This window comes from Pseudomonas sp. G1002 (assembly GCF_013385455.1).
Classification (GTDB): Bacteria; Pseudomonadota; Gammaproteobacteria; order Pseudomonadales; family Pseudomonadaceae; genus Aquipseudomonas.
The window spans coordinates 95,640-116,646 of record NZ_JACAPY010000019.1; the positions used below are offsets into that span (position 1 = coordinate 95,640).

The window sequence follows — 21,007 nt, forward strand, 5'->3', positions numbered from 1 at the left end:
AAATAGATGGGTTACTGCAAGGCCAGCGAACGCTCGCCGGCGGCCACTTCACGGCCCTTGGCATAGGCCCGCTGGACTGCCGGGCGCGCCTTGATGCGCAGACGCCAGGCCTGGATGTTCGGGTAGTCCGCCAGGTCCTGGCCTTGGCGCAGGGGCTGGATCCACGGGAAAATCGCCATGTCGGCCACCGAATATTCGCCCGCCACATACGGCACCTCGGCTAGGCGCTGCTCCAGCACCCGATACAGGCGCGTGGCTTCGGCGTTCAGCAGGTCCAGGGCAAAGGGAATCGGTTCCGGGGCCTTCTCCTTGAACAGCTGCAACTGGCTCAGGTACGGGGTGATATGCCCTACCTGCCAGAACAGCCATTCCTGGACCCTCTGGCGCTCGGCGCTGCCGGCGGGCGGCAGGAAGCGCCCGGCCTTGTCCGCCAGGTAGTTCAGGATCGCCCCGGACTCGAACAGGCTCAGGGGTGCTTCAAGGCGGTGGTCGACAATCGCCGGAATCCGCCCATTCGCACTGATGCGCTGGAAGCTTTCCTGCTTCTGCGCGCCTTCGCGGATGTTGACCGGAATCAGGCGGTACTCCGCCTCCAGCTCTTCCAGCAGGATGCCGACTTTCAGGCCGTTGCCCGTAGGCCAGTAATACAGATCAATCATAAAAAAACCTGGATGAACGCTGATCCAATTGTGGGAGCGGGCTTGCTCGCGAATGCGGTGGGCCAGAAACGCATTCATTGGCTGACACACCCCATTCGCGAGCAAGCCCGCTCCCACATTTGATGTGTGTTGTGCTCAGGAATAGGCCCGGATTGAAGGCGCCATCTGCGAGGCGTTGTAGTTGAGGATCCGGCCGTCTGCTTCAACGCCGTAACGGCCGTTGAGGGATTCCAGCGGCAAGCCGTACAGGTGGAAATGCAAGGTCGCCTGCTCACCCTCAACGCGAATCCCGTGCAGGTCTTCACCGAGGAACGAGATAGAGGTGCCCGGCTGCACGACGACTTCTTTCTCAAGGGTCAGGGTGGTGAAGCCTTCCTCACGCCCTTCATCGTTGCGGCCATACACGTAGTTGATTTCCTGGCCTTCAACGGCACTGATGATCGCCCAGGTTTCGTGGTTGTGCGGGATGGTGCTTTTGCCCGGCAGCAACGAGTTCAGGTACAGGGTGGGCGTGTCGCCGTCGTCGTTCAGGCGATAGCGGAACGCGGTACTGCCCTGGCCCGGCACCGGCGCGGGGAATTCGCTGAAGTTGAACAGGTCCCGGCGCTCGGCCAGGGTTTCCAGCAGCCCGACGATTTCCACCAGGGCCGCGCGGTCTACGCCACGCTGGTTGATGACGCGGATCTGCTGCAGGAAGTCTTCGATAACGGCGGCACGGTTTGCGGTACTCATGACGAGGTTCCTCTTGTTAGACGGACAGGGTGTAGCGGCTCAGGTTGGTCAACAGGTACGGATCGTTGGCGATCGGCGGCCGACGGCCGGGATCGCCCAAGGCATGGCGCAGGAATTCCTGGGTCCGTTCACTGGTGGGGCGCTGGAAGATCTGCTCGGCGCTGCCGTGCTCGACGATCACGCCGTTTTCGGTGAAATAGACGATGTCGCTGATCTCTTCGGCAAAGCGCATTTCGTGGGTCACCAGCACGCAGGTCATGCCTTCTTCGGTCAGCTCGCGAATCACCGTCAGTACTTCACCGACGGTTTCCGGGTCCAGGGCCGAGGTCACTTCATCGAACAGGATCAGCTCGGGGCGCATCGCCAACGCCCGGGCAATCGCCACCCGCTGCTGTTGGCCGCCGGACAATTGGCCCGGATAGGCATCGGCCTTGTGCTCCATGCGCACCTTGGCCAACAGCGCCCGGGCATCTTTCTCGGCATCGGCACGGTTGCGGCCGAGCACTTTGCGCGGGGCGATCACCAGGTTTTCCAGCACGGACAAATGCGGGAACAGGTTGTATTGCTGGAATACAAAACCCACACGCTTGCGCAACTCGATGCGCTGCGCTTCCTGGGTCAGCGTATCGACCCGGGTTTCGCCCACGCGAATGGTGCCGCGCTGGGGCTGCAACAGGCCGGTGATACAGCGCAGGATGGTCGACTTGCCCGAGCCCGACGGGCCGATGATCGACACCGCCTGGCCGCGATGCACGTCGAGGTCGATGCCCTTGAGCACCCGGTTGTCACCGAACGACAGCTGCAAATCCCGCAGGCTGACCAGGGGTTCAATAGAAGGCATAACGGCGCTCCAGGCGTTGGGTCAAACGGGAAATCGGGTAGCAGTAGGCAAAGAACAGCACCAGCAAACTCAGGTAGATCACCACGGTAAAGCCGGTCATGTTCACGGTGTTGCTGGCGATCTGTGCGGTGTCGATCACGTCGTGCACGCCCACCAGCGACGCCAGGGCGGTGCCCATGGTGACCACCGCGTAGAGGTTCATCCACGGCGGCAACATGCGCTTGAAGCACTGGGGCAGGATGATCGAGCTGAATATCTGGCCGCGGGTGAATGCCAGTGAGCGCGCCGCTTCCCATTGGGTGCTGGGGATCGAGCCGATGGCGCCGCGAAAGATCTCCGCCACGTTGGCGCTGGCCGGCAATGCCAGGCCAATCGTCACCTTGACCCAGTCCGGGAACGACACGTAGCTGCTGCCGATATGGATCTCGAACGGGAACACGTAGGTGGTGAAATAGATCAGCACCAGCCACGGTGCATTGCGGAAAACCTGCACCCAGATCCGCGCGGGCAACCGCAGCAGGCGCAGGGGTGACAGGGCCAACGCGCCCACCATCAGGCCCAGCAGCGAACCAAGACCAATCGCCACCAGGCTGATCAGGATGTTCTGGCCGAAACCAGTCACCAGCGCCGGCGACCATTGCAGCAACGCCGACAGCACCGGGAATGAATCAATGGCCATAGCCGGGCATCCTCAGGCGCGCTTCCAGCCAGCGCCCCACACAATTGACGGTAAAACTCAGCAAGCCGAAAAAGCTCAGGATCAGAATCATCAGCTCCAGCACGTTGTCGCTCTGGGTCCAGATCATGATCGAGGCGTAGGTGATATCGCCCACGGCGATGGCCGAGGCCACGGCGGTCATTTTCACCAGGTCGATCAGATTGTTGATCAGCGACGGCAGCGCGAAACGCAGGGCCAACGGCAACTGCACATTCCACAGCAATTGCCGGCTGCTGAAGGCCAGGGAGCTGGCGGCTTCCAGGGTCACGGCGGGCACCGCCTCGATGCCGGCGCGCAGGGCTTCGGCGTGGAACGCGCCCTTGTGCAGCGAAATCACGATCACCACCCAGGCAAACGGCGTCAGCGGGTTGGCCGCGCCGACGGCCTGGGTCAGCAGCATGTTCAACACCAGGAATGCGCAGTACAGCTGCACCAGGGTCGGCGTGTTGCGGGTGACTTCGATAAACACCCGCGCCGGTTTGGCCAGCCACGGGTTGCCGGAAGTCAGCAGCGCTGCCAGGCTGATCCCGGCCAGCAGGCTGCCGACGATGGTGAACAGGCACAACAGCACCGTGGTCAGCGCGCCCTGCTCCAGGGTGCCGCGCTGATAGGCATCCAGCAGGAAGCTGTAGTTGAGGCCGATACCGGCGGCCCAGTGCACAAAAAGCTCCAGCCAATGACTCATTCGACGCCCCGCAGCTTGCCGCAGGCGACAGCGATACGGCGGCCGGCCTCGGCCACGCTGTCGGTCGCCGTGGCGATGGACAGGCGAAACCACGGCGACAGGCCGTAGGCACTGCCCGCTACTCCGGCGACGCCCTCCTCCAGCAAGTACGCGACGACATCGCCATCATCGTTCAGGCGCTGACCGTCCGGGCGATAGCGGCCAAGCAACCCGGCGCAACGCACGAACACGAAAAAGCCGCCCTGGGGTTCGAGTACTTCCAGGCCCTCGACGGTGCCGAGGGCCATCATCAACAGGTCCCGGCGCAGCTGATAGGCCGCTACCTGCTCGGCCAAAAAGCCCAGCCCGCCGGTGAATGCCGCCAATGCAGCAGCCTGGCCCACGGAGGAAGCACCGGAGGTGGATTGCGACTGAACAACCGCCATTGCATGGGCCAAGGCCTGCGGCCCGGCGCCGAAACCGATGCGCCAGCCGGTCATGGCGTAGGTCTTGGACACGCCGCCCACCAGCAGGCAACGGTCCTGCAAATCCGGCGCGACGTTCAGCAGGCTCTGGGCCGGGCGACCGTCGAAGCGGATGTGTTCGTAGAGTTCATCCAGCAGCACCAGCACCTGGGGATGGCGACGCAGCACCTCGGCCAGCGCATGCAGTTCAGCCTCGCCATACACCGCACCGCTCGGGTTGCCCGGGCCGTTAAGGATCAGCCAGCGCGTGCGTTGATTGATGTGTTGCTCCAGCTGGGCGGGCAGCAGTTTGCAACCCTGCTCCAGCCCGCACTCGATAAAAACCGGCTCGCCACCGTTGAAGCGCACGCTGTCGGGGAACGACGGCCAGTAAGGCGTCGGCACCAGCACTTGATCGCCGTCGTCGAGGGTTGCGGCGAAGGCGTTGAAGATGATTTGTTTCGCGCCGTTGGCGATCACGATATTCGGCAGCGAATAGTCCAGGTGGTTTTCTTCGGCCAGTTTTCGCTGCACGGCCACGCGCAAGGCTTTTACCCCGGGTGTCGGCGTGTACTTGGTGGCGCCCGCAGCAATGGCTGCGCAGGCGGCTTGCTTGATGTGCTCCGGGGTATCGAAATCCGGCTCGCCGGTGGTCAGGTCCAGGATGTCGCGCCCGGCGTCACGCAGTTCCGTGGCGCGGGATTTGGCCGCCGCATTGGCCGACAGCGACACGCGCTGCACCCGCTTGGACAGGTGAACGGTCATGGCTGTACCTCCAGGACTTTGCCGGGATTGAGCAGGTTTTTCGGGTCGAGGGCCCGCTTGATGCGGCGCATCAGGTCCAGTTCCACCGGGCTTTTGTAGCGGCCCAGCAGGCCGACCTTGCGCTGGCCAATCCCGTGTTCGGCGCTGATGGAGCCGCCGTGGGCGTGGGCGCTGTCGTGTACCAGCAAGCTCAATTCGGCGTAGTTGCGCATGTGCTCGTCAACCGTTGAATCCAGCGGATGGGCCACGTTGTAATGCAGGTTGCCGTCCCCCAGGTGCCCGAACGTGAAGTTGCGAACACCGGGGAAATGCGTCTGCAACAGCGCATCGGTATGGGCGACGAAGGCGACGATTTGCGAAATGGGCACCGAGATATCGTGCTTCATATTGCGTCCGGCACGCTTCTGCGCTTCGCTCATGTTCTCCCGCAGCAGCCATAGCGCTTCGCTTTGCGCCAGGCTTTCGGCGATCAGTGCGTCGGCCAGCAGTGACTGTTCGAAGGCTTCACCGAGGACCGTTTCGAAGGCTTCGCGGGCGTGGGTTTCACCGTGGTTATCCGACAGCTCCAGCAAGGCAAACCAGGGTTGGCTGGCGTTGAAAAACGGTTGCGGGCCCTCGGGAAATTGCTCACGCAGCAACGCCAGGCAATCGGCGCTGAGCAATTCGAATGCAGTGAGGTTTGCACCAAAACCGGCGCGGGCATGGGACAGGAACGCCACCGCCTGGGCCAACTCGTCAAACGCCAGCAGCGCTGTCGCCTGGGCCTTGGGCAGCGGGAACAGCTTCAGGGTCGCGGCGGTGATAATCCCGAGGGTACCTTCGCTGCCCACATACAAATCCCGCAGGTCGTAGCCGGTGTTGTCCTTGCGCAACCCTCGCAGGCCATTCCAGATTTCGCCTTCGGCGGTCACCACTTCCAGGCCCAGGGTCAACTCGCGGGTGTTGCCATAACGCAGCACGGCGGTGCCGCCTGCATTGGTGCCAAGGTTGCCGCCGATGGTGCAACTGCCTTCGGCGCCCAGACTCAATGGAAACAGGCGACCGGCTTCACGGGCCACGTCCTGGATGTTTTGCAGGATGCAGCCGGCTTCGACGGTCAGGGTGTCGTTGTCGGTATCGATCACGCGCACCCGGTTCATGCGGTCGAGCAGCAACAATACCGCGCGGCCGCTGGCATCCGGTGTGGCACCCGCCATCAGGCCGGTGTTGCCGCCCTGGACCACGATGGGCGCTTCCAGGGCGACACACGCACGCACCACGGCGGCCACTTCCTCGGTGTTGGCCGGGTGCACCACGGCGATTACCTGGCCGGTGTAGCGGCCCTGTTTGTCGGTCAGGTACTGAGCGGCGTCTTCGCTGCGCTGCACATGGGCGGCGCCGAGCAGTTGTTGCAGGGTGGCGAATAGCGCTTCACTCATGGCTGTACTGCTCGTGCAGATCACGCAGGGCTTGGGACGGAGCCATGCCGGTACGTTCGCCGAGGGCGATCAACCAGCCGCTGCGATGCCAGTCGCGCACGATGGCGTCGAGCCTGGCCTGGGTGTCGTGTTCGCCTTTGCGGATCCAGATCACGGATTTGGACGGGATCAAATCCCCCGGCAACGGGATCTCGTAGCCGGACCATTCGGCATCCTCCAGCAGCGCATGCATGGTCGGGCTGACGTGCACCGCCGCCACGCAGCCATTGCCGCGCAACGACAGCAGGGATTCGGACTGGCTGCGGAACGCCTTGATCTGCGCGCCGTAGGTTTCCTGCAACGGCTTGATGAAGTTGCTGCCCTGGGACACGCACACCGGCTTGTCCTTGAGGTCGGCCCACTGGGTGATGCCGGCGCCTTTGCGGATCAACGCCGCGCCGCCAACTTCTTCATAGGGCGTGGGCACGTAGTCGAGAATCTCGGCGCGTTCGTCGGTGTACTGCATGTTGGCGATCAGCACGTCGACCTTGCCCTGTTGCAGGAACTGCACGCGGTTGGGCGCCAGTACCGAAACGGTCCTGGTCTCCACACCCAGCGCCTGGCCCAGGCCCTTGGCCAGTTCGACGTTGTAGCCCAGGTGTTCGCCGGTCTTGGGGTCGATGGTGCCAAACGGCGGACCGCTGAGGATCACGCCGACGCTGATGGCGTGGCGTTGCTGGATCTTGTCGAGGGTGGCGTCGGCGTGGGCCAGGCTGGCGCACAGTGCCAGGCCCAAGGCAGTCAGGGTTCTCAATGTCATGTGTCAGGCACCCTTGAACTGTTTCTGCAACTCCACCAGCGCCGGGGACGCCGGGGTGATGTGGTTGCGGGTCTGGGCTTCGATCAGCCAGCCGCTGCGGTGCAGGTCCTTGACGATAGGGTCGAGTTTGGCCTGGGTGTCGCTCTCGCCACGGCGGGTCCAGATTACCGATGGCGCCGGGTTCAGCTCGGGACTGAGGGTGCGGTAATCCTTCCATTCGGCGCTGTCGTTGATCAGCGGGTTGACCAGGGTGGAGTCATGCACCGCGGCGACGCAGTTGTTGCCGCGCAGGGCCAGCAGGGATTCCGAAGAGCTCTTGAAGGCCTTGATCTGCGCGCCCAGTTCGGTCAACGGCTTGACGTAGCTGCTGCCCTGGGAGGTGCACACCGGCTGGTCCTTGAGATCTTCCCAGCGGGTGATCTTGCTGTCCTTGAGTACGGCAGCAGTGCCGCCGATCTTGTAGAACGGCGTCGGCACGAACCCGAGGATCTCGCCACGCTCGGCGGTCCATTCCATATTGGCGATCAGCAGGTCGACCTTGCCCTGTTGCAGGAACTGCACACGGTTGGCCGGCAATACCGGCACCAGCTGCACCTCGGCGCCCAACTGACGGCCCAGCTCGTTGGCCAGGTCGACGTTCAAGCCCCTGGGCTTCTGGGTGGTGGGGTCGATGCCGCCAAACGGCCCGCCAGACAGCAGCACGCCGACCACCAGCACATGGCGCTGCTGGATCTTGTCCAGGGTCGCATCGGCCTGAGCCACTGCGCTGCCGCCCAGGGCGATCAACGCGCCCAGGACCACAGGCAACCTTCGTTTTACCGCCGCGCGCACAAACCCCATGGAACTCCCCTCATTAGCGATCGGCGTACCCCGACCTGATGTGGGGGCATGCTAGGGAGAGTGCCGGGCTAACGGAAATTCAAATATCTAATATCGTTATAACTTCCCGTATATGGACGCGCTGACTTTTGGCCATATACTCGAATTCATTAGCCCTCGTAAAAACCCGGCGCGACAAAACATAAACATCTGTAATGTTTATCTTCGCACCCTTGATATAAAAACGCCCTGGAATGGCCATGTCGACCCTCGATCTTGAACTGCTCCGCACCTTTATCGCCGTGGTCGACCACCACAGCTTTGCCGAAGCCGGCACTCACCTGGCACGCACACAATCTTCCGTCACCCAGCATATGCAGCGCCTGGAACAACAAGTGGGCGTCAGCCTGTTTGAAAAACGTGGCCGGCAAAAACAACTGACAGAACCCGGGATGCAGCTGTTGCGGCATGCGCGGCAGATGCTCTCGCTGAATGACGATGCACTCAATTCCCTGCGGGAAAGCAGCCTCAGCGGCGTACTGCGCATCGGCTCGCCCCACGACATCGCCGACACCATCCTGCCGCCGATCCTCAGCCACATCGCCCGCTCGGCACCGCGCCTGCGCCTGGAGATCGACGTCGGGCGCAGCCCGTTCCTGATGGATGACCTGCACCGGGGCAAGGTCGACATGGTGATTTCCACCCGCGCCGATGCCAACCTGGAGGGCTTTGCACTGCGGACCTCGCCGGTGTGGTGGATTTGTTCGGCGCAATACATTCACTCGCCAAGCGAGCCGCTGCCATTGATTCTGGTGGATGAGCCGAGCATTTATCGGCGCTACGCCCTTGAGGCGCTGGAACGGGCGAATATCCCGTGGCGCCAGGCGTACCTGGCATCGAACCTGATCGGTATCAAGGCGGCAACCCGCGCAGGGCTGGGCGTGACCCCACGGAGCATGGAGATGCTAGGGCCGGATATGCGGGTATTGGGGGAAAACGATGGATTGCCGAGGATGCCGGAGGTGACGTACTACCTGTGGATCCGTCCGAACACGGCGAACCCGATTGCGCGCAAGGCATATGACCTGATCAGGGCCAGCCAGGGGCTGGCGCTGGGGTGACGGTTATTGCTGGGTCAATTGGGTCCATAGCGCGGGTGCGCCGGCAGACTTGGCGATCGCCTCGAGGCGCGCTGCATGCTCGGCCATGTCCTGCTCGCTGGCACGAATGATCGTAGTGGGCTGACGATCCGCTGGCAGGCGGCGGATTTCCGAAGGACGATTGCCCGAGCCTTCCGCCGAACCATTGCCGTCCGAGGCATTACCGGCCAGGGACAGACTGGTCTGGCCACCGGTCATGGTCAGGTAGACGTCAGCGAGAATCTCGGAGTCGAGCAACGCGCCGTGGAGTTCACGGCCGGAGTTGTCGACGCCATAGCGTTTGCACAATGCGTCGAGGCTGTTGCGCTGGCCCGGGTGACGCTCACGCGCCATCATCAAGGTGTCGAGGATCGAGCAGTGCCGGGTAATATCAGCCCGGTCGGTCTGCCCCATCAGCGCGAATTCGTTGTTGATGAAGCCAACGTCGAACGCCGCGTTATGGATGATCAGTTGCGCGCCGTTGATGAACTCAAAGAACTCATCCGCCACTTCGGCAAACCGTGGCTTGCCCACCAGGAATTCGTTGGTGATGCCGTGGACGCCGATGGCGCCTTCGTCACTTTCCCGGTCCGGTTGCAGGTAGACGTGGAAGTGCCGGCCGGTGAGGCGGCGGCCCATCAGTTCGACACAGCCGATTTCAATGATCCGGTGGCCGTCGGTCACCGGCATGCCGGTGGTTTCGGTATCGAGTACAACAGATCGGATGGCCATCAGGGTTCAGCTCTCAACGGTTTGGTACATTTCAAAGGGCGGGATCTTAACACGTCAACCGGCATCAGCTCTGTTTGTAGCCGCGCACTTCATCCACACCGCGGTTGGCCAGTTGGTCGGCCCGCTCGTTGCCGGGATGGCCGATGTGCCCGCGCACCCATTTCCAGGTGATGTTGTGGCGATTGCATTGCTCATCGAGCAATTGCCACAGGTCGGCGTTTTTCACCGGCTCCTTGGCCGCAGTCTTCCAGCCGCGCTTCTTCCAGTTGACCATCCACTCGTTGATGCCCTTCATCACGTACTGGGAGTCGGTCACCAGCAATACGTCGCAACGGCGCTTGAGCTCTTCCAGGCCACGGATCGCGCCCATCAGTTCCATACGGTTGTTGGTGGTGTTGGCTTCGCCGCCCCACAGTTCCTTCTCCACGCCCTTGCACACCAGCAAGGCGCCCCATCCGCCGGGGCCGGGGTTGCCCTTGCAGGCGCCATCGGTGAAGAGTTCTACGGTATCGGTCATTTCACTGTCCATTAAAGCGGGATCCATCAAAGCGGGTTGCCGATAATCGACCGACAAGTGCCCGAGGTCGAGAGGCTCGACCTGAAATCAAAAAGGTATGTTTACTGTTCGCTCTGCTTGCGATTGACCTTGGCCATCGGCATCGGCACCAGCTTGCCCATCGGCTCGCGACGCACCTGGCGCACCGGGCGCAGGCCAACGACGATCTTGCGCGCCACCAACAGGTAGAAACCCCCGCCGGACAATTGCCAGGCACCGGCCCTGCGTTCCCAGCCGGCCAGCCGGCCTTGCCACTTGGCAGACGCAAGCGGCGGACGATAGCACCCGAAGCGGCGTTTCTCCAGCGCAAAGCCCAGCAGGTTCAACCAGTCGCCGACTCGCGACGGCGAGATGCAGCGCGCCTGGCGCAGCCCGTCATGGGCGAACACATGGCGCAAGCCCCAACTGCTCCAGGGGTTGATGCCAATGATTAGCAAATGGCCACCAGGGCGCACGCTGCTGGCCGCTTCGCGCAGCAAACCGTGGGGCGACAGGCAGAAATCCAGGCCATGCTGCATCACCACCACATCGGCCGCATGCTCGCTCAACGGCCAGGCCTGCTCCTCGCAGACGATTTCAACCCCCGGCAGCGGCGCCCCCAGGCGCACATTGCGTTGCACCTGGGGTGCCGACGGCGGGGTTTGTGCCGACGGCCCGTAATGCACCAGGTAACCACCAAAGAACCGACCCAGCTCGTCTTCGAGCATGCGCCGTTCTTCATCCAGTAAAAATTGCCCGACAGGCCCGGACAGCCATTCACGGGCGGCACCGATCAGTGCCAGCCACTCGGGATCGGCCTGGGCGAACGCTTTATCAGTCATTGCATTCTCCAACGCGCCAAGAAGCTCTAAGATGCACCAATGTGTTCAGCTTGGCGAATCAAAGAATGATACAGATCAGTGCCCTGCCCGCCTTCACCGATAACTACATCTGGTTGTTACAGGATCAGCCGAGCAAGCGCTGCGCGGTGGTCGATCCCGGTGATGCCGCGCCCGTGCTGGCCTGGCTCCAGCAGCATCCCGAGTGGACCCTCAGCGACATCCTGGTGACTCACCATCACCATGATCATGTCGGCGGCGTCGAGCAACTTAAAAGTGTTTCAGGCGCCACGGTCTACGGCCCGGCAAATGAAAAGATCCCGGCGCGGGACGTGGCACTCCAGGATAACGACCGCATCAACGTGCTGGGTTGGGACTTCGAGGTGTTTGCCGTACCCGGCCATACCCTGGGGCACATCGCCTTTTATCACGAGGGCGTGCTGTTCTGTGGCGACACCCTCTTTGCCGCCGGTTGTGGCCGCCTGTTCGAAGGCACCCCGCAGCAAATGCACACCTCACTGGAGCGCCTGGCGGCCTTGCCGGCCAACACGCTGGTGTACTGCACCCACGAATACACACAAAGTAACCTGAAATTCGCCCAGGCCGTGGAACCGCATAACGCGGATATCGCCGAACGGGTGGAAAACGTGCGGCAACTGCGGGCGAACGGCCAGATAACATTGCCTTCGACTTTGGCCCTGGAAAAACGCACCAACCCTTTTCTGCGGACCTCTGAAACATCCGTTAAAGAAAAAGCGGACGAACGGAATGGCCGCGATAACCGGGCCGGGAGTGAGGTGTTTGCTAGCTTGAGGTCGTGGAAAGATACGTTCTAAGCGCGCGGAATTTAGTACGTAATTTCTGAATGGTTGACCGCAACCCACGCGCTTTCTAGAATCGCCCGACATTTTTGCCCGGAACTTACTTCCAGCCAATGTCGTCATCTATTCGTAAAACCAACCATTCAGACGCATTGACCCGCCTGGCTCAAGCCGTGGCGGTGGCTGTGTCCGCTACTCTGGCGGGCTGCCAATCGACCCATTTTGCCGCACAATCCACCGTGCAACCCAAGCCAAACCTTACCGCCAAGATCAAGCAAAAACCCCTTTGGCTATCAGAGAAGCCAAGCCCGGAAGTGCCCCAGGATGTCTGGGAACGCATGCGCCGGGGCTTTCAATTGCAGGACGGGTTAGGCGTCAACCCGCGCATTGAACAGCAACGATTGTGGTTTGCCAGCAACCCATCCTTCCTCGAGAACGCCGGCGAACGCGGCAGCCTCTATATTCATTACATCGTCGAACGCCTTGAAGAACGCAACATGCCGCTGGAGCTGGCGCTGCTGCCAGTGATTGAAAGTGCCTACAACCCAATGGCCTATTCCCGCAGCGATGCGGTCGGCCTGTGGCAGTTCGTTCCCGCCACCGGGCGCTATTTCAACCTGCGTCAGACCCGCGCCTACGACGGCCGCCGCGACATCACCGCCTCCACCACCGCCGCCCTCGACTACCTGACGCGCCTGCATGACATGTTCAACGGCGACTGGTTGCTGGCCCTGGCGGCTTACAACGCCGGTGAGGGCACGGTCAGCCGGGCCATCGAGCGTAACGAGAAGCTCGGCTTGCCGACGGACTACTGGAACCTGCCACTGCCCCAGGAAACCAAGGACTACGTGCCCAAGTTCCTGGCGCTGTCCCAGGTGGTGCTGGCCCCCGAGGCGTATGGCGTCAACCTCAACCCGATCGCCAACACGCCGTACTTCGAAGTGGTAGAAATCAAGACCAGCATGGACCTGTCACGGGTCGCCGCGCTGGCCGAGATCGACGAAGACGAACTGTTCCAGCTCAACCCTGCCTTGAAACAGCGCACCACCCTGGACGGCCCGCAGCATTTGCTGGTGCCGACGTCCAAGGCGCAGCTGCTGGCCAGCAGCCTTTCGGCGATGAAGCCGGAAGAATTGCTGAGCATGCGCCCGAAAAAGCCGGTGTTCGACGACGTTGAGCACAAGGCCATTGCCGGTCGCACCCGCAACTACAAGGTGCGCAGCGGCGACAACCTGACGCTGATCGCCAAGGCCAACAAGGTCGATGTACATGACCTGCAGCGCTGGAACAAGCTCAACGGGCAGGCGCTCAAGGTCGGCCAGACCCTGGTGATGCAGGACACCCGCAAGCTGGTGGCCAAGGCCGACAGCAAGAAGCCGGTGCAGTACAAGGTCAAGAAAGGCGATTCGCTGTACATCGTCGCCAAGCGCTTCAACGTCGAGATGCAACATCTCAAGCGCTGGAACCCACGCACTGGCCAGGCGCTGAAACCTGGGCAGATGCTGGTGGTTTCCGGGCCGCGCTAAGCAGCAAACACGAGGGGGAACTGGCAACAGCTCCCCCTTTGTTCTTCACCCTGCCAACCCCCATCCAAGCCTGTAGTCTCCCTCCTGCGGCGCCAGCCTTTTTCCAATCGGAACAAGCTGTTACTGTACGGTTCATAAAGCCCAAGCCGCCTGGATCGGATCCCTGACTTGAAGCGTCCCCTCCTTCTACTAATAAGTCTGGCCTTGAGCTTTTCCGCGAACGCGACCATCACCGAGAGCCACGGTTATGCGCAGTTCGGCACGCTCAAGTACCCGGCCAAATTCACCCACTTCGACTGGGTAAACCCCGCAGCGCCCAAGGGCGGCACCTTGCGGGTCATGGCGTTTGGCACGTTCGACACCCTCAACCCTTATACCTTCAAGGGTTCCAGCCCGGTTTCCACCGCCAATTTCCTGCAATATGGCGTCAACGAGCTCAATGAGCCGTTGATGGTCGGCACCGGCCAATATGCCCCGTCCGGCGATGAACCGACTTCCAGTTACGGCCTGATTGCCCAATCGGTGGAATACAGCGAGGACCGTAGTTGGGTAGTGTTCAACCTGCGCCCTGAAGCGCGGTTTCACGATGGCAAGCCGATCACCGCCTACGACGTGGCGTTTTCCTATCGCACGCTGCTGACCGAAGGCCACCCGCAGTACCGCACCAACCTGCAGGAAGTGGCCCGGGTCGACATTCTTAACCGGCATCGCATTCGTTTTGTGTTCAAGCGCGCCGGCAACCCGTTGCTGATCCTGCGCCTGGGCGAGCTACCGGTATTGCCCCAGCATTACTGGAAAAACCGCGACTTCAAGGCCACCACGTTCGAACCGCCGCTGGGCAGCGGGCCTTACCGCATCAGCAAGGTCAGCCCCGGGCGACAACTGGTGTTCGAGCGGGTCAAGGATTACTGGGGCAAGGACCTGGCGGTCAACCGTGGTTTGTATAACTACGACAAGGTCGAGGTGGAGTTCTACCGAGACAGCGACGTGGCCTTCGAAGCGTTCAAGGCCGGCGAGTTCGATATCTATATCGAGCACCAGGCGAAAAACTGGGCCAATGGCTACAACTTCCCGGCGGTCAACCGCGGCGATGTGATCAAGGCGCAGATCGCCCACCAGATACCGACCCAGAGCCAGGGCCTGTTCATGAACAGCCGGCGCCCGGCCTTCAGCCAGGCCAAGGTCCGCGAAGCTTTGGGGCTGATGTTCGATTTCGAGTGGACCAACCGCACCCTGTTCAGCGGCGCCTATAAACGCAGCCTCAGCTATTACCCCAACAGCGAATTCTCCGCTACCGGCGTGCCGACCGGCCATGAGTGGCTGATGCTGTCGCCCTATCGCGACCAACTGCCGGCCAACCTGTTTACCCAGCCCTTCAGCCTGCCCCAGACCGACGGTCGCGGCATTCCTCGCGACACGATGCGCCGCGCCCTCGCATTGTTGGCGGACGCCGGCTGGAAGCTGTCCGGGCAACGCTTGCTCAACAGTGACGGGCAGCCGCTGAGGCTGGAGATTCTGCTGGTGAACCCGAACCTGGAGCGCATCCTGCAGCCCTATGTCGAGAATCTGACAAGCATCGGGGTCGATGCCCGCTTGCGCACGGTAGACCGCGCACAGTACAAACAACGCCTCGATCAGTTCGACTTCGACATGATTCTGATGACCCTCAACCAGACCCTCAGCCCCGGCCTTGAGCAGTGGCAGTATTTCCACTCCAGCCAGGCGGGGATCAAGGGCAGCAAGAATTACGCAGGCATCGCCAACCCGGTGGTCGACCACCTGCTGGACCAACTGCTGGCGGCGCAAACCCGTGAAGAACAGTTGGCCGCCGGCCGGGCGCTGGACCGCGTCCTGCTGTGGCAGCACTACAGTATTCCCAACTGGTACCTCAACTATCATCGCCTGGCGTACCGCAACCGGTTCGCCTTCGTCACCACGCCGCCCTACAGCCTGGGCCTGAGCGCATGGTGGCTGAAAGCTTCGGAGAAAGCCCAATGATACCTTTGCGTACTGCGATCCTTGGCAGCCTGCTGTTTTGCGCCGCGGCCAATGCGGCCCCGCAACATGCCCTGACCCTCTACAACGAACCGCCCAAGTACCCCGCCGATTTCAAACACGTCGACTACGTAAATCCGGATGCCCCCAAGGGTGGTACCTTCCGCGTATCCAGCATGGGCAGCTTCGACAGCCTCAACCCATTCATCAGCAAGGGCGTGCCGGCAGATGATATCGGCCTGATCTACGACACCCTGGCCCAGCAAAGCCTGGACGAACCCATCACCGAATACGGGCTGGTGGCCGGCAAGATCGAAAAGGCCCCGGACAACAGCTGGGTGCGCTTCTACATCCGCCCCGAAGCGCGCTTCCACGACGGCCACCCGATCCGTGCCGAAGACGTGGTGTTCAGCTTCCAGACACTGATGAAGGACGGCTCGCCGATCTTCAAGACCTACTACGCCGATGTCGACGAAGTGATCGCCGAAGACCCGCTGCGGGTGCTGTTCAAGTTCAAGCGCACCAACAACCGCGAACTGCCGCTGATCCTTGGGCAACTGACAGTGTTGCCCAAGCATTACTGGGAGGGCCGCGACTTCTCCAAGGGCAACCTGGAGATTCCGCTGGGCAGCGGCCCGTACAAGGTGGCCGAGGTCAAGGCCGGGCGTTCGATCCGCTACGAGCGGGTCAAGGACTACTGGGCCAAGGACCTGCCGATCAACAAGGGCTTCTACAACTTCGATAACCGGGTCACCGATTACTACCGCGACAACACCGTGGCCCTCGAAGCCCTCAAGGCCGGGCAGTTCGATTACTGGCTGGAAATCAGCGCGAAAAACTGGGCCAATGCCTACAACACCCCCGCCGTCACCCAGGGCCGCCTGATCAAGGAAGAAATTCCCAACGGCAACCCCACCGGCATGCAGGGCTTCGTGTTCAACACCCGCAAGCCGATGTTCCAGGACGTGCGAGTGCGCAAGGCCATCAGCCTGTTGCTGGACTTTGAATGGAGCAACAAGCAACTGTTCAACGGCGCCTACACCCGCAGCCGCAGCTATTTCGAAAACTCCGAGATGGCCGCCACCGGCCTGCCCGGCCCGGATGAGCTGGCGATTCTTGAACCGCTGCGGGACAAGATCCCGCCCCAGGTGTTTACCGAAGCCTTCGAGCCGTCGAAGACCGATGCCAGCGGCATGATCCGCACCCAGCAGCGCGAGGCCTATCAACTGCTGCAAGAGGCCGGCTGGAAGATCGTCGACGACAAGATGGTCGACACCACCGGCAAGCCAGTGACCATCGAGTTCCTGCTGGCACAGACCGAGTTCGAACGCATCCTGTTGCCGTTCAAGCGTAACCTGGCAGACCTGGGGATCGACCTGGTGATTCGCCGGGTCGACATCTCGCAGTACATCAACCGCATCCGTTCCCGGGACTTCGACATGGTGGTGGGCAGCTTCCCGCAATCCTCATCGCCCGGTAACGAGCAGCGCGAGTACTGGAAGTCATCCAGCGCCGACAAGCCCGGCAGCCGCAACTACATCGGCCTGAAAGACCCGGCCATCGACCAGTTGGTGGAAGAACTCATCGACTCCGACTCGCGCAAAAGCCTGGTGGCCCACGCCAAGGCTCTGGACCGCGTGCTGCAGTTCGGCTACTACGTGATCCCCAACTGGCACATCAAGACCTTCCGCGTGGCGTATTGGGACCACCTCGGCCATCCGAAGGTCTCGCCACGGTATGACGTCGGCACCGCCACCTGGTGGAGCAAACCCGACGTGAAACCTGCGATAACCGTGGACACCGACCAGAGCGCCGATCCGGCGAGCGGGGGCGACTGAGATGCTGGCCTATATTTTTCGTCGACTGCTGCTGATCATCCCGACCCTGTTCGGCATTTTGCTGATCAACTTTGTGATCATCCAGGCCGCCCCGGGTGGCCCGGTGGAGCAGATGATCGCCAAGCTCGAAGGCTTTGAAGGCGCCACCAGCCGGATTGCCGGGGGCGGTGCCGAAGTCTCGGTGGCCGGTTCCAGCTACCGCGGCGCCCAGGGCCTGGACCCGGCGCTGGTGAAGGAAATCGAGAAGATGTACGGCTTCGACAAGTCGGCGCCGGAACGCTTGTGGATCATGGTCAAGAACTACGCCCGGCTGGATTTTGGCGACAGCTTCTTTCGCGATGCGAAGGTCATCGACCTGATCAAGGAAAAGATGCCGGTGTCCATCTCCCTCGGGTTGTGGAGCACCCTGATCATGTACCTGGTGTCGATCCCCCTGGGGATCGCTAAGGCTACGCGGCACGGCAGCCACTTCGACGTGTGGACCAGCTCGGCGATTATCGTCGGCTACGCGATCCCGGCGTTCCTGTTTGCGATCCTGCTGATCGTGGTGTTCGCCGGCGGCAGTTACTTCGACTGGTTTCCGTTACGCGGGCTCACGTCCAACAACTTTGATGAGTTGAGCTGGGGCGGCAAGGTCCTCGATTACTTCTGGCACCTTGCCCTGCCGGTGACCGCCCTGGTGATCGGCAACTTCGCCACCATGACGCTGCTGACCAAAAACAGCTTCCTCGACGAGATCAACAAGCAGTACGTGGTCACCGCCAAGGCCAAGGGCCTGACCAACCACCGCGTGCTGTACGGCCATGTGTTTCGCAACGCGATGCTGCTGGTGATTGCCGGCTTCCCGTCGGCCTTTATCGGCATATTCTTCACCGGCTCGTTGCTGGTGGAAGTGATCTTCTCCCTCGACGGCCTGGGCCTGATGAGCTTTGAAGCGGCGATCAACCGCGACTACCCGGTGGTGTTCGGCACCCTGTTTATCTTCACCCTGCTGGGATTGGTGGTGAAGCTGATCGGCGACCTCACCTACACCCTGGTCGATCCGCGCATCGACTTCGCCAGCCGGGAGCATTGAGATGAATCTATCCCCCCTCAATCGTCGCCGGTTCGAGCGTTTCAAGGCCAACAAGCGTGGCTGGTGGTCGCTGTGGCTGTTTTTGATCCTGTTCGGCCTGAGCCTGGGCGCCGAGCTGATCGCCAACGACAAGCCGCTGGCGGTGCACTACGACGGCGACTGGTATTTCCCGGCGCTCAAGCGCTACCCCGAGACCACCTTCGGCGGCGAATTCCCGCTGGAAGCCAACTACAAGAGCCCGTATATCCAGGAGCTGCTCAAGGCCAAGAATGCCTGGACCTTGTGGGCGCCGATTCCGTACAGCTACCAGAGCATCAACTACGACCTGAAAGTTCCGGCACCGGCCCCGCCGTCACGGGACAACCTGCTGGGCACCGATGACCAGGGCCGCGATGTGCTGGCGCGGGTGATCTACGGCTTCAGGATTTCCGTGCTGTTTGCCCTGACGCTGACCGTACTCAGTTCGATCATCGGCGTGATCGCCGGGGCCTTGCAGGGTTTCTACGGCGGTTGGGTCGACCTGGCCGGCCAGCGTTTCCTGGAGATCTGGTCCGGCTTGCCGGTGCTGTACCTGTTGATCATCCTCGCCAGCTTCGTGCAACCCAACTTCTGGTGGCTGCTGGGGATCATGCTGCTGTTTTCCTGGATGAGCCTGGTGGACGTGGTGCGCGCCGAGTTCCTGCGCGGGCGTAACCTGGAATATGTGCGGGCGGCGCGGGCGCTGGGGATGCAGAACGGCGCGATCATGTTCCGCCATATCCTGCCCAACGCCATGGTCTCCACCATGACCTTCATGCCGTTCATCCTGACCGGGGCGATCGGCACCCTCACCGCGCTGGACTTCCTGGGTTTTGGCCTGCCGGCCGGCTCGCCGTCCCTGGGTGAACTGGTGGCCCAGGGCAAATCCAACCTGCAGGCGCCGTGGCTGGGCATGAGTGCGTTTGCCGTGCTGGCGATCATGTTGAGTCTGCTGGTGTTTATCGGCGAGTCCGCTCGCGATGCATTCGACCCGAGGAAATGAGATGAATCAGGACAATCTGATCGAAGTCCGCGACCTCTCCGTCGAGTTCGTCGTAGGCAACAGCCACCAGCGGGTGGTGAACAACGTCAGCTTCGATATCAAGCGCGGCGAAACCCTGGCACTGGTGGGCGAAAGCGGCTCGGGCAAGTCGGTCACGGCGCACTCGATTTTGCGCCTGCTGCCCTACCCGCTGGCGCGTCACCCGTCGGGGACGATCCAGTACGCCAACCACGATTTGCTGACCCTGAAAGAAAAGACCATCCGGCATATCCGCGGCAACCGGATTGCGATGATTTTCCAGGAGCCGATGACTTCGCTGAACCCGCTGCACTCCATCGAGAAGCAGATCAACGAAGTGCTCGGCCTGCACAAGGGGCTTACCGGCAAGGTGGCCACCAAACGCACCCTGGAGCTGCTGGAACTGGTGGGCATCCCCGAGCCCTATAAACGCCTCAAGGCGCTGCCCCACGAGCTGTCCGGCGGCCAGCGCCAGCGGGTGATGATCGCCATGGCCCTGGCCAATGAGCCGGAGTTGCTGATTGCGGACGAGCCGACCACGGCACTCGACGTCACCGTGCAGCTGAAGATCCTGGAGCTGCTCAAGGAACTGCAGGCGCGCCTGGGCATGGCGTTGCTGTTGATCAGCCACGACTTGAACCTGGTAAGGCGCATTGCCCACCGGGTATGCGTGATGCAAAAAGGCTGCATCGTCGAGCAGGCCGAATGCGAAAGCCTGTTCCAGGCGCCGCAGCACCCTTACACCCAGGAGCTGCTGGCAGCGGAACCCAGCGGCGGCCCCGCCACCAATGAAGTCGGCCCGCCGTTGCTGGAAGTCGATGACCTGAAGGTCTGGTTCCCGATCAAGAAAGGCTTCCTGCGCAATACCGTCGATTACGTCAAGGCGGTGGATGGCATCAACTTCAGCCTGCCCCAGGGCCAGACGCTGGGCATCGTTGGTGAAAGCGGCTCGGGCAAATCCACCCTGGGCCTGGCAATTTTGCGGCTGATTGCGAGCAATGGCGGCATCCGCTTCGAAGGCCATCAGATGGACAAGCTCAGCCAGCAACAGGTGCGCCCGCTGCGCCGGGAAATGCAGGTGGTGTTCCAGGATCCGTTTGGCAGCCTGAGCCCGCGCATGTGCGTGAGCGAGATCGTCGGCGAAGGCCTGCGTATTCACAAGATGGGCACTGCCGCCGAGCAGGAAGCGGCGATTATCGCCGCGCTGAAGGAAGTGGGCCTGGACCCGGAAACCCGCAATCGCTACCCCCACGAATTTTCCGGCGGCCAACGCCAGCGCATCGCTATTGCCCGCGCACTGGTGCTCAAGCCCCGGCTGATTCTGCTGGACGAGCCGACCTCGGCCCTCGACCGTACCGTGCAGCGCCAGGTGGTGGAACTGCTGCGCAACCTGCAGGCCAAGTACAACCTGACCTACCTGTTCATCAGCCACGACCTGGCGGTGGTCAAGGCCTTGAGTCACCAACTGATGGTGGTAAAACACGGGCAGGCGGTTGAACAGGGAGATGCACCCGCGATCTTCGCCAACCCCCAGCATGCCTACACCCGGCAACTGCTGGAGGCGGCGTTTTTGGTGCCCGGCCCCTAGC

At 61.9% G+C, this 21,007-nt stretch carries 20 protein-coding genes; 8 read left to right on the plus strand and 12 right to left on the minus strand.

The window, feature by feature from the left end; genetic code table 11:
* Window positions 1-11: 11 nt before the first annotated feature.
* From HX801_RS09585 to HX801_RS09625, 9 genes are all read right to left on the minus strand, one after another.
* A complete protein-coding gene (locus HX801_RS09585) occupies window positions 12-659 on the minus strand; it encodes a glutathione S-transferase family protein (RefSeq protein WP_177021965.1) in 648 nt (215 codons plus the stop codon).
* Window positions 660-794: 135 nt separating this feature from the next.
* Complete coding sequence (locus HX801_RS09590; RefSeq protein ID WP_102368879.1) at window positions 795-1,391, minus strand: cysteine dioxygenase; 597 nt, start codon at window positions 1,389-1,391, stop codon at window positions 795-797.
* Window positions 1,392-1,407: 16 nt separating this feature from the next.
* On the minus strand, window positions 1,408-2,232 hold the full coding sequence (locus HX801_RS09595) for an amino acid ABC transporter ATP-binding protein (protein WP_003207489.1): 825 nt from the start codon (window positions 2,230-2,232) through the stop codon (window positions 1,408-1,410).
* Complete coding sequence (locus HX801_RS09600; RefSeq protein ID WP_003207487.1) at window positions 2,219-2,911, minus strand: amino acid ABC transporter permease; 693 nt, start codon at window positions 2,909-2,911, stop codon at window positions 2,219-2,221. Before HX801_RS09600 ends, HX801_RS09595 begins: the two co-directional genes overlap by 14 nt.
* Window positions 2,901-3,635, minus strand: coding sequence for an amino acid ABC transporter permease (locus tag HX801_RS09605; protein WP_003207485.1), 735 nt, complete (start codon window positions 3,633-3,635; stop codon window positions 2,901-2,903). Before HX801_RS09605 ends, HX801_RS09600 begins: the two co-directional genes overlap by 11 nt.
* The gene (locus HX801_RS09610) at window positions 3,632-4,843 is read right to left on the minus strand and encodes an aminotransferase class I/II-fold pyridoxal phosphate-dependent enzyme (RefSeq protein WP_177021966.1); all 1,212 of its coding nucleotides are present in this window, start codon (window positions 4,841-4,843) and stop codon (window positions 3,632-3,634) included. Before HX801_RS09610 ends, HX801_RS09605 begins: the two co-directional genes overlap by 4 nt.
* Window positions 4,840-6,261 (minus strand): FAD-binding oxidoreductase, encoded by a 1,422-nt coding sequence (locus HX801_RS09615; protein WP_177021967.1) that lies wholly within the window; start codon window positions 6,259-6,261, stop codon window positions 4,840-4,842. Before HX801_RS09615 ends, HX801_RS09610 begins: the two co-directional genes overlap by 4 nt.
* Window positions 6,254-7,060: a transporter substrate-binding domain-containing protein gene (locus tag HX801_RS09620; protein WP_177021968.1), complete on the minus strand. Its 807-nt coding sequence runs from the start codon at window positions 7,058-7,060 to the stop codon at window positions 6,254-6,256. Before HX801_RS09620 ends, HX801_RS09615 begins: the two co-directional genes overlap by 8 nt.
* A 3-nt stretch (window positions 7,061-7,063) precedes the next feature.
* Entirely contained in the window at window positions 7,064-7,900 is an 837-nt protein-coding gene (locus tag HX801_RS09625) for a transporter substrate-binding domain-containing protein (protein ID WP_008435195.1), read from the minus strand.
* A 239-nt stretch (window positions 7,901-8,139) separates the two neighbouring features.
* Here HX801_RS09625 and HX801_RS09630 point away from each other — a divergent pair, with 239 nt between their 5' ends.
* Window positions 8,140-9,000, plus strand: a complete 861-nt coding sequence (locus HX801_RS09630; protein WP_003207477.1) for a LysR substrate-binding domain-containing protein — start codon at window positions 8,140-8,142, stop codon at window positions 8,998-9,000.
* A 3-nt stretch (window positions 9,001-9,003) separates the two neighbouring features.
* On the opposite strand, the gene dnaQ is transcribed toward HX801_RS09630, so the two are convergent.
* The 3 genes from dnaQ to HX801_RS09645 form a co-directional block, all read right to left on the minus strand.
* Entirely contained in the window at window positions 9,004-9,744 is a 741-nt protein-coding gene (gene dnaQ / locus HX801_RS09635) for a DNA polymerase III subunit epsilon (protein WP_162835175.1), read from the minus strand.
* 70 nt (window positions 9,745-9,814) lie between these two features.
* On the minus strand, window positions 9,815-10,267 hold the full coding sequence (gene rnhA / locus HX801_RS09640; RefSeq protein ID WP_003207474.1) for a ribonuclease HI: 453 nt from the start codon (window positions 10,265-10,267) through the stop codon (window positions 9,815-9,817).
* A gap of 101 nt (window positions 10,268-10,368) precedes the next feature.
* Window positions 10,369-11,127 carry a class I SAM-dependent methyltransferase gene (locus tag HX801_RS09645; protein WP_008435200.1) on the minus strand — a complete coding sequence of 253 codons (759 nt, stop codon included), beginning with the start codon at window positions 11,125-11,127 and terminating at the stop codon, window positions 10,369-10,371.
* 65 nt (window positions 11,128-11,192) lie between these two features.
* Between HX801_RS09645 and gloB the strand changes: the two genes are divergently transcribed.
* The 7 genes from gloB (at window position 11,193) to HX801_RS09680 (ending at window position 21,006) form a co-directional block, all read left to right on the plus strand.
* On the plus strand, window positions 11,193-11,960 hold the full coding sequence (gene gloB / locus HX801_RS09650; RefSeq protein ID WP_177021969.1) for a hydroxyacylglutathione hydrolase: 768 nt from the start codon (window positions 11,193-11,195) through the stop codon (window positions 11,958-11,960).
* Between the two features lie 98 nt (window positions 11,961-12,058).
* Window positions 12,059-13,471: a lytic transglycosylase domain-containing protein gene (locus HX801_RS09655; RefSeq protein WP_008435202.1), complete on the plus strand. Its 1,413-nt coding sequence runs from the start codon at window positions 12,059-12,061 to the stop codon at window positions 13,469-13,471.
* Between the two features lie 168 nt (window positions 13,472-13,639).
* Complete coding sequence (locus tag HX801_RS09660) at window positions 13,640-15,469, plus strand: extracellular solute-binding protein (protein WP_008435204.1); 1,830 nt, start codon at window positions 13,640-13,642, stop codon at window positions 15,467-15,469.
* On the plus strand, window positions 15,466-17,304 hold the full coding sequence (locus HX801_RS09665; RefSeq protein WP_177021970.1) for an extracellular solute-binding protein: 1,839 nt from the start codon (window positions 15,466-15,468) through the stop codon (window positions 17,302-17,304). Before HX801_RS09660 ends, HX801_RS09665 begins: the two co-directional genes overlap by 4 nt.
* A gap of 1 nt (window position 17,305) precedes the next feature.
* On the plus strand, window positions 17,306-18,379 hold the full coding sequence (locus HX801_RS09670) for a microcin C ABC transporter permease YejB (protein ID WP_008435207.1): 1,074 nt from the start codon (window positions 17,306-17,308) through the stop codon (window positions 18,377-18,379).
* 1 nt (window position 18,380) lies between these two features.
* On the plus strand, window positions 18,381-19,400 hold the full coding sequence (locus tag HX801_RS09675) for an ABC transporter permease (protein WP_003207460.1): 1,020 nt from the start codon (window positions 18,381-18,383) through the stop codon (window positions 19,398-19,400).
* Window position 19,401: 1 nt separating this feature from the next.
* Window positions 19,402-21,006, plus strand: a complete 1,605-nt coding sequence (locus HX801_RS09680) for an ABC transporter ATP-binding protein (protein ID WP_177021971.1) — start codon at window positions 19,402-19,404, stop codon at window positions 21,004-21,006.
* The last annotated feature ends 1 nt before the right edge of the window (window position 21,007 follow it).